18 protein-coding genes are annotated in these 15,514 nt (G+C 32.4%); 2 read left to right on the forward strand and 16 right to left on the reverse strand.

What is annotated here, in order from left to right:
• Position 1: 1 nt before the first annotated feature.
• From rsxE to ACZYT4_RS04440, 10 genes are all read right to left on the reverse strand, one after another.
• A complete protein-coding gene (rsxE, locus tag ACZYT4_RS04395) occupies positions 2–652 on the reverse strand; it encodes an electron transport complex subunit RsxE (protein WP_463782780.1) in 651 nt (216 codons plus the stop codon).
• 13 nt (positions 653–665) lie between these two features.
• A complete protein-coding gene (locus ACZYT4_RS04400) occupies positions 666–1,190 on the reverse strand; it encodes an RnfABCDGE type electron transport complex subunit G (protein WP_463782781.1) in 525 nt (174 codons plus the stop codon).
• Positions 1,191–1,202: 12 nt separating this feature from the next.
• Positions 1,203–3,062, reverse strand: coding sequence for an RnfABCDGE type electron transport complex subunit D (locus ACZYT4_RS04405; protein WP_463782783.1), 1,860 nt, complete (start codon positions 3,060–3,062; stop codon positions 1,203–1,205).
• A 15-nt stretch (positions 3,063–3,077) separates the two neighbouring features.
• Positions 3,078–4,385: an RnfABCDGE type electron transport complex subunit C gene (locus ACZYT4_RS04410; protein WP_463782786.1), complete on the reverse strand. Its 1,308-nt coding sequence runs from the start codon at positions 4,383–4,385 to the stop codon at positions 3,078–3,080.
• A gap of 116 nt (positions 4,386–4,501) precedes the next feature.
• The gene (gene rlmD / locus ACZYT4_RS04415; RefSeq protein WP_463782788.1) at positions 4,502–5,806 is read right to left on the reverse strand and encodes a 23S rRNA (uracil(1939)-C(5))-methyltransferase RlmD; all 1,305 of its coding nucleotides are present in this window, start codon (positions 5,804–5,806) and stop codon (positions 4,502–4,504) included.
• Positions 5,766–6,584, reverse strand: coding sequence for a YihY/virulence factor BrkB family protein (locus tag ACZYT4_RS04420; protein WP_463782790.1), 819 nt, complete (start codon positions 6,582–6,584; stop codon positions 5,766–5,768). Before ACZYT4_RS04420 ends, rlmD begins: the two co-directional genes overlap by 41 nt.
• Before the next feature lie 32 nt (positions 6,585–6,616).
• Positions 6,617–7,906, reverse strand: coding sequence for a hemolysin family protein (locus ACZYT4_RS04425; RefSeq protein WP_463782792.1), 1,290 nt, complete (start codon positions 7,904–7,906; stop codon positions 6,617–6,619).
• Positions 7,907–8,023: 117 nt separating this feature from the next.
• Positions 8,024–8,179, reverse strand: a complete 156-nt coding sequence (locus ACZYT4_RS04430) for a hypothetical protein (protein ID WP_463782794.1) — start codon at positions 8,177–8,179, stop codon at positions 8,024–8,026.
• A gap of 128 nt (positions 8,180–8,307) precedes the next feature.
• A complete protein-coding gene (gene fucO, locus ACZYT4_RS04435) occupies positions 8,308–9,453 on the reverse strand; it encodes a lactaldehyde reductase (RefSeq protein WP_463782796.1) in 1,146 nt (381 codons plus the stop codon).
• A 185-nt stretch (positions 9,454–9,638) separates the two neighbouring features.
• Entirely contained in the window at positions 9,639–10,187 is a 549-nt protein-coding gene (locus ACZYT4_RS04440; RefSeq protein ID WP_463782798.1) for a TetR/AcrR family transcriptional regulator C-terminal domain-containing protein, read from the reverse strand.
• Positions 10,188–10,313: 126 nt separating this feature from the next.
• Between ACZYT4_RS04440 and ACZYT4_RS04445 the strand changes: the two genes are divergently transcribed.
• Positions 10,314–10,742 carry a hypothetical protein gene (locus ACZYT4_RS04445; RefSeq protein ID WP_463782800.1) on the forward strand — a complete coding sequence of 143 codons (429 nt, stop codon included), beginning with the start codon at positions 10,314–10,316 and terminating at the stop codon, positions 10,740–10,742.
• 22 nt (positions 10,743–10,764) lie between these two features.
• Here the strand turns inward: ACZYT4_RS04445 and alr are convergent, their stop codons facing one another.
• Both alr and ACZYT4_RS04455 read right to left on the reverse strand, forming a co-directional pair.
• Complete coding sequence (alr, locus tag ACZYT4_RS04450) at positions 10,765–11,841, reverse strand: alanine racemase (RefSeq protein ID WP_463782802.1); 1,077 nt, start codon at positions 11,839–11,841, stop codon at positions 10,765–10,767.
• Between the two features lie 72 nt (positions 11,842–11,913).
• Complete coding sequence (locus ACZYT4_RS04455) at positions 11,914–12,903, reverse strand: LolA family protein (protein WP_463782805.1); 990 nt, start codon at positions 12,901–12,903, stop codon at positions 11,914–11,916.
• A gap of 94 nt (positions 12,904–12,997) precedes the next feature.
• Here ACZYT4_RS04455 and ACZYT4_RS04460 point away from each other — a divergent pair, with 94 nt between their 5' ends.
• Positions 12,998–13,192, forward strand: coding sequence for a DUF378 domain-containing protein (locus ACZYT4_RS04460; RefSeq protein WP_463782807.1), 195 nt, complete (start codon positions 12,998–13,000; stop codon positions 13,190–13,192).
• Positions 13,193–13,216: 24 nt separating this feature from the next.
• Here the strand turns inward: ACZYT4_RS04460 and ACZYT4_RS04465 are convergent, their stop codons facing one another.
• The 4 genes from ACZYT4_RS04465 to ACZYT4_RS04480 are packed head-to-tail and all read right to left on the reverse strand — an operon-like array spanning position 13,217 to position 15,420.
• Positions 13,217–13,834: an HAD family hydrolase gene (locus ACZYT4_RS04465; protein WP_463782809.1), complete on the reverse strand. Its 618-nt coding sequence runs from the start codon at positions 13,832–13,834 to the stop codon at positions 13,217–13,219.
• On the reverse strand, positions 13,834–14,535 hold the full coding sequence (deoD, locus tag ACZYT4_RS04470) for a purine-nucleoside phosphorylase (protein ID WP_463782810.1): 702 nt from the start codon (positions 14,533–14,535) through the stop codon (positions 13,834–13,836). The genes ACZYT4_RS04465 and deoD overlap by 1 nt, the downstream gene beginning before the upstream one ends.
• Positions 14,536–14,543: 8 nt before the next feature.
• The gene (locus ACZYT4_RS04475) at positions 14,544–14,975 is read right to left on the reverse strand and encodes a YbbN family protein (protein ID WP_463782813.1); all 432 of its coding nucleotides are present in this window, start codon (positions 14,973–14,975) and stop codon (positions 14,544–14,546) included.
• 1 nt (position 14,976) lies between these two features.
• Complete coding sequence (locus ACZYT4_RS04480; RefSeq protein ID WP_463782815.1) at positions 14,977–15,420, reverse strand: hypothetical protein; 444 nt, start codon at positions 15,418–15,420, stop codon at positions 14,977–14,979.
• Positions 15,421–15,514 lie beyond the last annotated feature (94 nt).

Here is a 15,514-nt window from a genome sequence, read left to right on the forward strand (position 1 = left end):
ACTATTTGACCTCCGCTTTCTTTGCTTTATTTGCTTTTCTCACTTTTAAGAACTGAATGAATGCAAGGATTGTTCCTAAAGTTAAGAAAGCTCCAGCAGGTTGTGTAAATAAACTGATTGCATAATCACTAAAGAAACTTACCTGGAAAATCACTTGGCTGGCATCAAATGGATTATATAATGATAAACCACCTGTTCCAATCAATTCTCTAAAGAATGAAATAATAACAACAGCCAAAGTATATCCAAGACCCATTCCTAAAGCATCTAAAATAGAATCTAAAACACCATTTTTAGAAGCAAAGCTTTCAGCTCTTCCTAAAATAATACAGTTTACAACAATCAAAGGAATAAAAACTCCTAATGATTCGTATAACTCTGGTGTATAAGCATTCATAATCATTTGAACACATTTAACAAGCGTTGCAATAATCACAATGAAAACAGGAATTCTGATTTCATTAGGAATGATTTTTCTTAATAAAGAAATAATAAAGTTACTCATCAACAAAACACAGATAACAGCCATTCCCATACCTATCGCATTTGTTAATGAAGTTGTAATTGCTAGGGATGAACATAGACCTAACAATAAAACAAAGATTGGGTTTTCAGCAAACAAACCTTTTTTAAAGATATCGAATTTTTTCATCTATGTCCCCTCCTTATTTAAAATTTTCATTATAGTGTTGTGTTGCCTGTTCAATTCCTTCAATAACAGCACTAGAAGAATAAGTTGCTCCAGAAATTGTATCAATAGAATCACCAATATTTTTACCAACAACACTATTAATGAATGATTCTCCAGTAATTTGATCACCAATACCTTTTGTTTCAGTACTGCAATCAATAATCTCTAATCCTTTATATGTTCCATCTTTATCTAAAGCAATTAATGTCTTAACTTCTCCTCCGTATCCTTGAGCAGATGTTTCATAAATATAACCTTCAGCACTTCCACCTTTATCAGCTTCATAAACAGCATCTAGTGCATCATAATCACTTAATGAGACATCTAAAGCTTTAAATTCTTCACCATTTGGATATATTTTTTCCAAGTTTTCCTTAACACTGGCAATCTTTTGTTCTTGAATAATTGGATCTGTCATGCCATTAACAAATGATAAAGCTCCACCAGCTAAACCAGCAACAATCGCAAGGAAAACAGTTAATTGTAAAATCTTTTTCATCTTATTTCCCTCCTACTTTGTTTGATCAATAGCTTCTTGAATAGCATTGACAATTCCTTTTGTTGTGAGTGTAGCTCCAGTTGAAGTATCGATTCCTGAAACATCATCCCAACTTATTTCACCATTCAAAACATCATCATAGAACGCTTGGGCTTTTTCATTTAAGTTTCCACCTGTTCCAGCTTCGATTAAATCTTTTCCAAAGCCTGCAGTTTCTCCAGCATATTCAACAACTTCTACATCTGTCACTGTTTCAGTAGCTTTATTGACAGAAACTTTAATTGTCATTGGATTTGCTTCTCCACCAAATCCATTAGCAGTTAAAGTATAAGTATAAGTATCACCATCAACAACTGGTGCCTTTTGAGCCTGTTCAATAGCTCCTTTAATTGCATTGACAATACCATTTGAAGTCATTGTTGCTCCTGTTGAAGTATCAATACCATCAACATCACTTGTAGAAAGACTACCATTTAAAACTTGATCATGGAAAGCTTGAGCTTTTTCATTTAAGTTTCCACCTGATCCAGATTCAATTAAATCTTTTCCAAAGCCTGCAGTTTCTCCTGCGTATTCAAGAACTTTGACAGATGTAATCGTATCTCCATCAATCTTGACAGCAACTTTCATTGGATTGGCTTCTCCACCAAATCCACTCACCTGCATAACATATCCATCATCTGTTGTTTCAAGATATGTCCATTGAACTTGATTAGCTTCTTCTTCAGCTTTCTTCTTTTCTTCCTCTTCTTTTTGTTTTTGTGCTTCAATAGCTTCCTGTTCAGCTGCTGCAACATCATTTTTGATACCTGTGCTGATACCAAAGACACATGCAATAGCAACCACTAAACTAATAGCAATAGAAGCCCATTGTTTTCCAACATTTTGATCTGTTCTCCCTAAAACAAATGAATCAATTAATGGTGTTAACATATTCATCATTAAGATAGAGAATAAAACACCTTCAGGATAATTTGCTTTTAATCGAATAATCATCGTTAAGAATCCTAAACAAATACCATAAAGAATCTTACCAAGCGGACTTGATGGTGATGTGACTGGATCTGTTGCCATAAAGACAGCACCAAACATAGCTCCACCTAAACAGAAATGAATCATTGGATAAGTAATAGGATCAAGACCATTCACTAAAGCAAAAACTTCACTTAAAACAAGAATTGTACCCATATAAGCAACAGGAATTCTTGCATCAAACACACGTCTTGCTGCTAAAACAATACCTAAGATTAAAATCAGAACAATGCAAGTTTCCCCAAGAGCACCTGCATGATTTCCTAAAAATAAATCAGATAATGTATAAGTAAAGGTATCTCCACCTAACCATGAAGTTCCAGCTAGCATTGTAATTGGCGTTGCTTTTGTTGCCACATCAATACCATTAACAGTATCTGAAATATTTGCAACAAGCTGACCTCCAAATGCCAAATGAACAACAACACGTCCTACCAAAGCAGGATTGAAAATGTTTTGTCCAAATCCACCATAAACTAATTTTCCAAAGAAAATAGAAATAAACGAACCAATAGCTGTCACATATAAAGGTGTACCAGCTGGTAATGTTAATGTAAAAATAATAGCAGTTACCCATCCAAAACTGTTTTTCAAATAATCAAAAACTTTTTCTTTATGAATAAGCGCCCAAACAACTTCTGTTGCTAAAGCAACAACTAATGAAACAACATACATCAATGCAACATGAATGACTGGATCATTAGTCATATAGTTATAGTAATAGTAATATAATGAATAAGCGACAAGCACCAATAAAGCAATAGTCAAGTCTCTCATAATGCGATGTGTAGAGAGCTTTTGTCTATAATTTGGTGATGTTCTTTGTAAAGTAATCTTCATCAATATTCACCCTCCCTACGCATTCTTTCTTCTTTTTGCTAACTGATAGCGACGTTTCGCTTTGGCTACCATATCTGTCACTTCAATCTTACTTGGACAAATATAAGTACACATACCACATTCTACACATCGATCAGTATCTAATTTTTCAATAAGTTCAACATTTGCAGCTTTTTCAGCTTGCATAATACGAACTGGTTGTAAATGCATTGGACAATGCAATGTACATTCACCACATTTTAAACATGGTAATGGTTTAATGTTTTCTTTTTTCATAACTGTGATGGCATTGTTATGAGAATAAATAACAAATGTATCATTCATAACTGATTTTCCCATCATTGGTCCACCACCAACTAAGAATCCATCACAATCTTCATCGATGTATCCACCAATTTTTTCCACGATATAATTGACTGGTGTTCCTATCGCAACGTCAACATTTTGTGGATTTTTTAAACCGTTTCCTGAGAAAGTAACGACACGACGAGTAATTGCTTCACCTTGACGAATTCCTTTAGATACAGCTATTGCTGTAGAAGAATTGTTCACGATCACTCCGATTTCTGCTGGTAAGCGATCATATTCTTTTTTAAAGACAGTACGAATTAAGACTCTTTCCCATCCCATTGGATAACGATCAGGCACTTCACGTGGTTCAATGTTATCATAGTTTTTAGCTTCTTCTACTAATAATTCCATTAAATCAGGCTTATGCTCTTTAATCGCAATAATAGCATTTTTAGCTCCTGCTGCTTGAATCAAGTAATGAACTCCATCAAAAAGAGCTTTAACATCTCTTTTCATAGCTACGTGATCACTTGTCAAGAACGGTTCACATTCAACGCCATTAATTAAAATTGTTTCAATATTTTGAACATTTTCATATTTCACATATGTTGGAAATCCTGAACCGCCTAATCCAACAATTCCTAATTCTTTAATGGCCTTAATAATATCTTCCTGACTCATATGATCAGGATCACTCACTTCATAAGCTTTAACTCTTTCATCCTTATGATCATTTTCTATCACAATATGATCCTGTAAACGCTTTGAAGCATGCATACGTTTTTCTATTCCCTTCACTGTTCCTGAAACTGGAGAATAAATCGGAACATACATACTCTTACGAGTTGCTAATTTTGTTCCAATACAGACATGATCTCCTTCTTTTACATGAACATCAAAGTCTGTTGCGACTCCTAGAACTAAGGGAACATAAATAACGTCTGGTGTTTCAATAGTCAAAATAGGCTTATCTTTTGTCAAGCCCTTTTGTCCATCTAATTTTACTTTTCCTTTTCCAGATAAAATTGACATTATATCCCTCCATATCATTAACATACTTATATATTATAGCATTGTTTTTATATTTTGGAAATATTATTCATAAACAGTTATCAAATTCTATAGAAAAAAAGTTCCATAAAAGGAACTTATTTTCTAACCAAGCTGACAATTGTATCAAATTTAGCTGAATATGGATATGTATCGATTGGAATAATACGTTCAATTTGATAATATTTATCCAATTCTTCAAGATCTTTAGCTAAAGAAGATGGATGGTCACTCACATATACAATGTGTTTCACCTTAGATAAAATAAAACTTTGTTTAAATGCATCACTTAATTGTGAACTTCTGACAATGACCTCATCAAAACGCTGTTTCTTACATTGATTGATAGTGGCTTCATTTACATTCTGACAAATCCACTGTATATGATTTTTTCCTAAAAACTTAGCATTATCCTTAGCATCTTTAATGTGATAATTCTTTTCATCCACTGCAACAATATTTTGTTTCAATGAAAGTTCCAGTAAACCAATACCACAATTTAATGACAAGATTTGAGAATCTGGTGATAACATTGATGCAATCATTTCCATTTTCTTTTGTTCCATTTGTGGGAAAACTGGAAATTCAGATTTTACAGAATAAAGATATTGTTGATCAAAACAAGAAAAAGGTAGAATAGATTGACCATAAACCTTTTTATATCCCTGCATTTCAAATTGCTGATAACGTGTTGTATTGATTGTATACCAGATACTTTTCACAGCAGGAATGCGACTGATTTCCTCTACCACTTCATTTTTGATACCATCTTGCCCTGTCACAAACAAGATCTGAATTTGTCCATCAATATTTCGCATACGCATAAAACGTAAACCTTTTTTGACTTTATCATTATAATCTCTGACATGATGAGCATTTAAAATGTCTTCAACTTTTTGAATACATTCATTAATCAATGTATCTTGCATAGGACATTGATTCATCAATGTTAAATATTTGGTTTCACGTTGAAAGATTCCTGCATAAATCTTTCCTTTCAAATAAGTTATTGGTAAGGAAACAACCTGACGATAATGATCTGTTACAGGAGCAGCTACTGTCTTTTCAATTGGCAAATGCTCAACATCAAATTGTGTATACTTTTTTAAAGCATCCTTCAAAACATGACGTTTATATACTAACTGTTGACGATATTGTAATGTTGTTAAAGCGCACCCCTGACAATTTGCTGATTCCTTACATAAAGATAACTGACGATCTGCTGACTTTTTGACATAAGAAAGGACTTTTGCTTTCATAAACTGACGCGTTTCCTGCAAAATTTCAATATCAACAACTTCTCCAGGCAAAGCATTTGGAATAAAACATATTTTTTTATGAATATATCCAATGCCTTCTCCATTAATTCCCAATTTCTTTATTTCTACTCTTTCTTTTCTCATTAGAAATCCTCCTGAAATATAAAATATTTGTAATATACATACCTACATAGAAAAACTCAGCAGTCCAATTAAAGACAAATAAAACAATGACAATTGAAGCTAAAGGTCCATATACAGATTGATAATCAGCAAACTGAAAATAAATATTTAATGCATAATATAAAATTAATAATAACACACTTGCAACCAAAGCTCCTTGAAAAGCATCACTATAATGTATTTTCATTCTTGGCACAATCATATAAATACCAGTTAAACAAAAACATATTAAAAAATATAAAAGAATATGTCGAATAGCTGCATAAGAATATAAAAAATTAAAAATATAAGCAAGTGGGCCAATAGCTGTAATACCGATAACACCAATAAATAGCAATAAGAGATATATGGTAATCTTAATCGTATATAAATAAAAACCTATAATACTCTCATCGGCATCAGGCTGATACATACGTTTACTGATTTCATAAATATTTCCAATTCCTCTTGAAACTGTATAAATAGAGACCAGAATCGTTACCAACGCAACTGTATTAAAAGAACGTGACTGCAGAATCTCAATTAACATCTGTGCATATTCCTTAACAACAAACTGTTCAATAATATTTTGTAAAATGGTCATATCGATATTAAAAAGCGATGTTCCAATCGCAATTAAGGTAAATGCTGGGACTAACAACAACAAAAGATAAAACGCTAAAGCCGCAGCTGCATATGTCGGTATCGCAGTGCGGTAATCATCATAAATAATCGTACAACGTTCATAAAATTCTTTCATAGATTGCCTCCACCAACAAGAAAGGAAAAACACTAATTTTGTTTTTCCTCTCCTTTCTGTTCATTATCTTCTGGTACTTTTTTTAATCTTAATAAAACAATTCTATTTTTATCAATTTCTTCAATTGTAAAAATGACACGATCAATAATAATTTTCTGATGAACTTCTGGGCTACCATTACATTGTCCTAAAACCAAACCACCGATAGATTCAAAATCTTCTGAATCAAATGATGTCTCACATGCATCATTCACTTCATCAATATTTAAACTTCCGTCAATTAAATATTCTCCATTGCCCAAATCAATAACAGATTGTTCAATTTCATCATATTCATCATCAATTTCTCCAACAATTTCTTCAACTATATCCTCTAGAGTCACAATTCCACTCATCACACCATATTCATCTAACACAACAGCTAATGATACATGCTCTTTACGCATAGCTTCAAAAACATCAGAGATTTGATTAAACTCATAGACAAAATAAGTATCTCTCATGACTTTTTTGACATCAAAATCATCTCGATTGACATCAACCAAAAATAAATCCTTGATATAAAGCACACCTATAATTTCATCAAACGAATCATTATGAACAGGCAATCGAGAGAATTGACAATCTCTAAAAGTTGTAATGATTTCATCATAAGTTGTATCATCTGAAATACTTTCTACATGGATTCTTGGTGTCATGATTTCCTTGATTTCAGTATCCCCAAATTCAAAAACATTATGAATCATTTCTTTTTCTTCATCCTCAAGAACTCCTTCTTCATGAGAAACAGTCACAATTGTCTTTAAATCTTCTTCAGTCATTGTTGGCCCTTTTGTAGCATTTCCACCAAAGAGGCGCACAAAAAAACCAGATACAATATTTAAAATAGCTACAACGGGTGTAAATACGATAGTAATAAACTTAATAAAACGACAAACACCAAAAGCAATAGATTCTGCATTTTGCGTTGCTAGAGACTTAGGTGTAATTTCCCCAAAAATCAAAATAATTAATGTAACTAAACCTGTTGCTATGGCAACACCTGTTCCCTCATTTCCAAAAATGCTGATAACAAAAGATGTTGTCAAAGATGAAGCAGCAATATTCACCAAGTTATTTCCAACTAAAACAGAACTTAATAAACGATTTTGCTCTTTCAATAAAGAAAGAATAAGAATCGCTTTTTTATTATTTTCTTCAGCTAATGTTTTAACTCTGATTTTATTAATTGACATAAAAGCTGTCTCACTCATGGAAAACAATGCCGATAAAGAAATCAGTATAATAAAGATAAAAATCATAGCTATCTGACTCGAGTCCATTTTAAAACATATCTCCTTCTAATCACATAAATTTCCTAAATATTACTATAAAACCATAGAATTGTCAAACGACCTAGTCGCTATCAAAAGCTCTTCACAAACATTATCTTCCATCCATTAATCTTTTTTCTGCTCATTTTTCATTGTCATCATACGCATGAATTCTCGATGCTGTTTTCTTTTTTGAGCCAAAAAAAGTATTGGAAAAACAATACTGCTGGCAGCCATTATTCCTAAAAAAGACATTATGAGTGTCTGATTAATCATTTCCATTGATCTCACTCTCCATCTTTATTATAATTGAGCCCAAGAAAATTTACAATGTCATTTTATTGTCTATAGGATGATATTTTAAAAATAACAATAAAAAAGTGCATCCCTATATAGATGCACTTAGGCTATTATAATAATGATTTGTATAATGCCTTGATTTCTTCTACACTTGTATCACGAGGATTACCTGGACAGCATGCGTCTGCTAAAGCAGATTCACTTAAGAAATCCAAATCTTCCTCTTTCACAATTTCCTTTAAATCAGCTGGAATACCAACATCTTGAGATAATTGTTTAACTGCATCAACAGCAGCTTGACGATATTCTTCTTGACTCATACCTGTTGTATCTACTCCCATAGCTTCTGCAATATCTTTATATTTTTCACCAGTATATGGAGCATTATATTCCATAACTGTTGGTAAAATAATCGCATTAGCAACACCATGAGGTGTATCATATAAAGCTCCTAATGGGTGAGCCATTGAGTGAACCAATCCTAAACCAACGTTAGAGAATCCCATTCCAGCAACATATTGACCTAAAGCCATTCCTTCTCTACCTTCTGGTGTATTTTTAACTGCTCCTCTTAAATTCTTAGAAATGATTTCAATTGCTTTTAAATGGAACATATCACTTAATTCCCAAGCACCTTTTGTAATATATCCTTCAATTGCATGAGTCAATGCATCCATACCAGTAGCAGCAGTTAAGCTTGCTGGCATTGTTGACATCATATCTGGATCAACAAAAGCAACAACTGGAATATCATGAACATCTACACATACCATTTTACGATCTTTTTGTGCATCTGTAATGACATAATTAATTGTAACTTCAGCAGCAGTTCCTGCAGTTGTTGGTACTGCAAAGATTGGTGTACATGGATTTTTAGTATCAGCAACACCTTCAAGACTTCTTACATCAGCAAATTCTGGGTTACGATCAATGATACCAACTGCTTTTGCTGTATCCATTGATGATCCTCCACCAATTGCAATAATATAATCAGCTTGTGCATCATGTAACGCTTTAACACCATGTTGAACATTTTCAATTGTTGGATTTGGTTTAATATCTGAATAAATTTCATAAGCCAATCCTGCTTCATCTAATAAATCTGTAACTTTTTTAGTCACATCAAATTGAAGTAAATCAGGATCAGAACAAACTAATGCTTTTTGAAATCCACGTGCTTTGGCTTCATTAGGAATTTCCTGAATTGCTCCTTTTCCATGATAACTTGTTTCATTTAATACAAATCTGTTTGCCATCTTTATCTATCTCCTTTTCTAACTGTCTTTATTTTATCATTCATGTGAAAATAAAAACAAGTGACAAATAAAAGCGTTTGTCACATTTTGATTCCTTGTCAACCATTGATTGAAATCATAACCTTTTCAACAAAAAAAGTAGTCTTTCAACTACTGTTATCATCATATTAACTTATTTGATAATTCTAAGACAAATCAGAAAGTAATCTTTCTAATTTTAAAGGCAAAGCTTCAATTAATAAATCAGCAATTTCTTCAGGTGTCTTCTGCATACCAGAAACAGCCCATTCTACTGTCATAGTAATAGAGCCATGACAATACATTTCTAATAAAAACATAATATCGGGTGGGATTTCTCCAATTTTTTTATGAATGATATTCTGATAAAACTCTAAAATACACTGATAATCATAATTTTCGACATTATTATAATCTTTAGATTGAAAAGCCTGCATAAAAAAGATTTTATCATTCAACAAAAAAGTAAATTTTTTGATTAGCCCTTCTCTCAGGGTTGAAGAATTACCAATCTGTCGAAATGATTTATCAGCCAGCTTTTCAAAATACCAATTAACTAAATCATATTTATCTTTAAAATAACGATAAAAAGTCTGTCTGGTCATACCACTATGCTTTACAATATCTGTAACGGTTATTTTATCTAAAGACTGTGTCATCATTAAATCTTTAATACTTTGTGCAAATATATAACGAGTTGAATCGTGTTCATTCATGATTACTCACCTCATTACCATTATAAAAGAAACATTGTGTATAAACAAGCCCAAACATTCACACAATCTTCTTATTGTCATCCGTCATGAAATTTGTTAGAATAGTGGCATTAGGAGGCTTAAAACATGAATTTTATAAAGAAGTTTGCAAAAGAAATTAGTGTCTTTGGTTTGGTTCTTGTCATCTTCTTAGGATTATTTATATATCGTCAGGCAACATTCAAAGATTATAAAACTGTTTCTCAAAATGAATTAACACAAATGGTCAAAGATAAGAAAGATTTTGTTGTGGTATTAGGAGATTCTACAGATTCAACAGTTGCCAGCTATCAAGATATTATGACAACTTATACAACCAAAAATCGTTCTACACCTTTTTATTACTTAGATACTTCAGAAATCGATGATATTGATAGTTATGTAGAAGAAACCTTTGATACAAACGTTACATATCCTGTCACTTTTATTATCAAAGATGGCAAAGTGACTGCCAAAAAAGAAGGATATAACCAATATTATTCTTTATATGATTTTATTCATGAAAATTTTGAATAAAAAAATCCCAAAACGGGATTTTTTATTTTACATAAATTCTTTCAACACGTTCACTGACAAGACAAACAATTTCATAAGGAATTGTTGACAATTCCTTTGCCATCTGAGCCAATGAAATATGTTCACCAAAAATTTCCACTAAATCATGCAAGTGAACATCTTCATCTACCTTCACCATCATTTGGTCCATACAGACTCTTCCAACAATAGGATAATATTTTCCTTGAATATAAACTTTTCTTCCTTGATTAGCCCTAATAATACCATCAGCATAACCAATTGGTAAAGTCGCAATATATTCATCTTCCAAAGCTGTATACGTGAGTCCATAACCAATACGTTCTCCTTTTTTCACTTTCTTGATCATGACAACACGTGTATATAAAGACATCGCTTGTTTCAGTGCATCACATTCCTCGCCGGCAGGATCAACTCCATACATAGCAATACCAATACGTGCCAAATTTGAACGTGTATCATGATGATACATCATAGCAGCTGAATTTTGACAATGAATATATTTAAAAGTATGATCTCCTATTATTTCATAAAACATGTTTATTTGTTTTTCATAAGCATCCTTCTGATTTTCATCATCAGCTGTCGCAAAATGAGTAAAAACACCATCAACCTGAAAAATAGAGCTCTTACATGCTTGTAAGATATCTTCAAACTCTTCTTTTGATTTCAAACCAATACGATTCATTCCTGTATCAATTTTGATGTGCACTTTGACTGGTCGATCATGATGATATAATTTGATAATTTCTTCCATATATTCTCTTGAAAAAAGAGATAAAGTGATATCATAGCGAATAACCAGATCCAAATCTTCAATAGGGATTCCCCCTAACACCAGAATATCCTGTTCAATGCCAATATTTCTTAAATCAATGGCTTCCTTTAAAGTTGCGACACCAAACATTGAAATATGCGGATTATCTTTAAGCATATTGGCAACTTCCTGGTAACCATGACCATAAGCATTCGCTTTAATGATGGCCATCAATGGTTTACGTACTTTTTGATATAGTGTTTCAACATTATCTTTTAAATAATCTAAATGTATACAGGCATAAGTATCACGATAATGTGTCACATTTCCACCCCTTTTCAATGTTTTAGTATAATCTATCATATCTCTTTTTTCAAGAAAAAATAGGGTTTTCCCCTATTTCACCTGAGATGACTGCATACTTGATAAAACAGCCAGTTTTTCCTGCTGTGTTAAATCATTAGAATATAATGAACAAACAACACCAGAAGAAATATATGTCATCTGCTGATCCTTTTCAAATGCCACACCATCTATCATATCAATCATTTGAGCATCGATGTTTTCAATTTCTAAATCTTCATTTTCTTTAGATGTTTTTTCAACAATTGTAAATGACTTATCTCCCGTAAATTTTAAAATATGATTAATTTCATCATCGATTTCTGATACTTTTTCATTTTCTAATACAGAACCCATAAGTGATACAGGATATAATGGTAAGGATGCAGAAACACTATCCGTATAAGCACTCTTTGTTGCTTCAGCGATATTTTTTTGTGAGAAATCATCTTTTTTCATGGATGCATTCAATTCAAAAGATGTCACTTCCACTTTAATCACTTCGGTACCATCCTGATCAAAGACACTCACATAAACGGGTTTTAAATCCTTATCAAACTTGACTTCCTGACTCTTGACACGTTCATCATTTTCATAAGTCATCTCTCCTTGAACCAAATATCCATCTTTCGTTTTTTCTGGTTTGTTTTCACTTAAAAAAGTAATTAAAGATTGATAGATGTATGGTTTTGGTGAATTGTTAGGCCAATCACTTTGAAATTGGAAAGCTTGATTTAGTGATGGAGTCAATACAAAAACACCTTCGTCATTTCTCACTATGACCTGTGATTGATTTAAAGATTTATCATAAAGTTCAACTTTATAAAAATCCTGATCATCTATACGTGCAAATGTAGATGTCACCTGATATGATTTTAATTCATCATTTTCCAGCATTTCCATATTGCTGACTAATTGATAGCTTTGACATTGGCTGGCTTCTTCAATCAAATCGTCTAACGATGATGAATTCAACATCCATATACTCACACCAAAAACAATGACAACAATAACTGCAGCAATGGCAATAATTTTTTTATTCATGATGTTTCCTCCTCATCACATCTTATGATTTGTCATTTTTTTTATGAATAAAGAAAAAGACTTTGGTTATAATATCATTAGGAGGAGACAAATAATGAATATGATACAGAAAATTGCTTTAGTTTTTACCATTATTGGTGCAATCAACTGGGGACTCATTGGCCTCTTTAATTTCAATCTCGTAGAAGCCATTTTTGGCGATGCCCTCTTAAGCGCAATCATTTATATGATTGTAGGAATTGCCGGTGTTATCAATATCATGTTACTTTTTACTGATTTAGACACATAAAATAAAAGCCACACATTGTGGCTTTTATTCATGAAAATCACTGATTTCTCCTGTTTTTAAAGCGATTCTCTTTCGATTTTTAACGAGAGATAACATAGGTAAATCCGAAACTGAATCTGAATAAGCAACAGAGTGATCAAAATCAATTTCTATATTCTGTGATTTTAAATACGCTAAAATACGTGGAACTTTTTCCTGACCTTTGCAATTTTTACCAACAATCACACTACTAGGGTGATTGTTTTTGTCTGCTGTTTTCGTTCCTAGCAAACAATTAATCGGTAAATCATGAAATTGCATATAAGCCTCACAAGAAGCAGTACAAACAATAATGATATAGCCTTCTTCTCGTTCTTTTTCCATTTGTTTAATCATATGTGGATAATAAGAAGGGACGACTTCCTGTTGATAAAACTCTTTCAGCTGTCCATAATCCATACTATCCAAAGGAAATAATAATGCTGATTTTGCTTTTTCAAAACTTCCCAGATGTAAAAGATATAAGCCATAATAAAAGGTAACCTTAAAAAAATATAAAAAATGTCCAGGATGTTTTTTTAAATCATGTTTTAATAATCTGACAATTGTATCACCCGTAGCAATAGTATTGTCAAAATCATAAAGAGCAACTTTTTTTAACATTACGCAATCTCCAATGCGATTTCCATCATAGCTGTAAATGTCTGTTCTCTTTCTTGAGCTGTCGTTTCTTCCTGAGTCACTAAAGAATCAGAAACAGTCAATAATGTCAAAGCTTTCTTTCCCAAATATGCTGCTGTTGCAAATAAAGCATATGATTCCATCTCGACTCCAAGGCATCCCATAGAAGCCCATTTCTTTCCAGAATCCTGATCAGCATGATAAAAAATATCAGAAGCAACGACATTCCCTACATGATAGCGAACATTTTTCATTTTGGCCTGTTCAACAGCTTTTTCTAACAAATCATAAGAACTGATTGCAGAATATGTACCAGGCAATTCATATTGATGCGCAAAATTGCTATCAGTACATGAACCTTGAACAATAATAATATCTCTTAAATGTACATTTTCCTGTAATGCACCACAAGATCCAATACGAATAATCGCTTCGACTCCATATTCATTAAAGAGTTCATGGGAATATATTCCAATAGAAGGCTGTCCCATTCCTGAACCCATAATAGAAACTTTCTTTCCGTGATATAATCCAGTATATCCAAACATATTTCTCACTGTATTAAATTGATGAACATCTTCTAAATAATGTTCAGCCAAAAATTTTGCACGCAATGGATCTCCTGGCATTAAAACTGTTTTTGCAATTTCTCCTTTTTGAGCTTGATTATGTGGTGTTGACATAACTTACATCATCCTCCTTCGTGAAATGTCTGACCATCTTTAAAAAAGTATATTTCTTGATTATCAACTGATAATTCTTCACCAGCTATCGCCTGATGAATCATTTCCAGCATTTGCTGATCTTCACCCATCTGATAACCAACCAATGCAAAATAACCATCTAAAACAATAAAAGGCACACTTCCAGACTGATCATTGACTTCATAACCTTCTAATAGACTACAAGTTTTGGCATAGGCCTCTATTGAACTTTCTTCATCTATATCCAGTGTTGTGATTTTCATCTGTGAGCCATATTGTTCTTCCAATTCAGGAATCACAACTTGTATAAATGAACGACAATGCGGACATGTTTGAGCATAATAAACATATAGATAATACTGTGGTTTTGTTTGACAACCACTTAATAATAAAAGAAAAACTAAAAATAATTTTTTCATTTTATTGTTCCTGATACTCAAAACGCAGTCCACTTAATTCATCACTCAACGCTTCATTGTTGACAGCTTTTTCAATATCTTGCACCAAATATTCTTCATCACCTGAGGTATATCCCACTTTCGCAAAATATCCCTCTAGGGCATACATAGGCCCCATGCCATATAAGGACTGATCAAATGCTTCCAAATCATCAATCACATCTTCATAGACAGATTGTGTCTTTTCATCATCCAAGTCATATTGAACGATTGTTAAATCATCTCCAAATGTTTCCTGGAGATAAGGAATGGCATGATCCTGAAAAGATTGGCATTCTGAACAAGTTTCAATATAAAAGTAAAGAAGCTTGACTGGCTGACTCAAAGAAATTTTTTGAATCTTTTCTGTCGGCTGACAGGCTGATAACAATATCATTGATAAAATAAGTAATATTTTCTTTTTCATTCTTTTCTCCTTTTATTAGTATTATAAACTATCTTGATTTGATTGTATACCAACTCATTTAAATTCTTTTTTAATTTTATTGCAAAAAAATAAT

The sequence above is a fragment of the Massilimicrobiota sp. mt181 genome (assembly GCF_055420065.1).

Coding starts and splice junctions, on each gene's coding strand:
- fucO (WP_463782796.1), bottom strand. CDS start 9,453: ATGGCAAACAGATTTGTATTAAATGAAACAAGTTATCATGGAAAAGGA.
- ACZYT4_RS04460 (WP_463782807.1), top strand. CDS start 12,998: ATGAATATGATACAGAAAATTGCTTTAGTTTTTACCATTATTGGTGCA.
- ACZYT4_RS04420 (WP_463782790.1), bottom strand. CDS start 6,584: ATGAAAGAATTTTATGAACGTTGTACGATTATTTATGATGATTACCGC.
- ACZYT4_RS04480 (WP_463782815.1), bottom strand. CDS start 15,420: ATGAAAAAGAAAATATTACTTATTTTATCAATGATATTGTTATCAGCC.
- ACZYT4_RS04400 (WP_463782781.1), bottom strand. CDS start 1,190: ATGAAAAAGATTTTACAATTAACTGTTTTCCTTGCGATTGTTGCTGGT.
- deoD (WP_463782810.1), bottom strand. CDS start 14,535: ATGTCAACACCACATAATCAAGCTCAAAAAGGAGAAATTGCAAAAACA.
- ACZYT4_RS04410 (WP_463782786.1), bottom strand. CDS start 4,385: ATGTCAATTTTATCTGGAAAAGGAAAAGTAAAATTAGATGGACAAAAG.
- ACZYT4_RS04445 (WP_463782800.1), top strand. CDS start 10,314: ATGAATTTTATAAAGAAGTTTGCAAAAGAAATTAGTGTCTTTGGTTTG.
- rlmD (WP_463782788.1), bottom strand. CDS start 5,806: ATGAGAAAAGAAAGAGTAGAAATAAAGAAATTGGGAATTAATGGAGAA.
- ACZYT4_RS04455 (WP_463782805.1), bottom strand. CDS start 12,903: ATGAATAAAAAAATTATTGCCATTGCTGCAGTTATTGTTGTCATTGTT.
- ACZYT4_RS04440 (WP_463782798.1), bottom strand. CDS start 10,187: ATGAATGAACACGATTCAACTCGTTATATATTTGCACAAAGTATTAAA.
- ACZYT4_RS04475 (WP_463782813.1), bottom strand. CDS start 14,975: ATGAAAAAATTATTTTTAGTTTTTCTTTTATTATTAAGTGGTTGTCAA.
- ACZYT4_RS04430 (WP_463782794.1), bottom strand. CDS start 8,179: ATGGAAATGATTAATCAGACACTCATAATGTCTTTTTTAGGAATAATG.
- ACZYT4_RS04425 (WP_463782792.1), bottom strand. CDS start 7,906: ATGGACTCGAGTCAGATAGCTATGATTTTTATCTTTATTATACTGATT.
- rsxE (WP_463782780.1), bottom strand. CDS start 652: ATGAAAAAATTCGATATCTTTAAAAAAGGTTTGTTTGCTGAAAACCCA.
- ACZYT4_RS04405 (WP_463782783.1), bottom strand. CDS start 3,062: ATGAAGATTACTTTACAAAGAACATCACCAAATTATAGACAAAAGCTC.
- ACZYT4_RS04465 (WP_463782809.1), bottom strand. CDS start 13,834: ATGTTAAAAAAAGTTGCTCTTTATGATTTTGACAATACTATTGCTACG.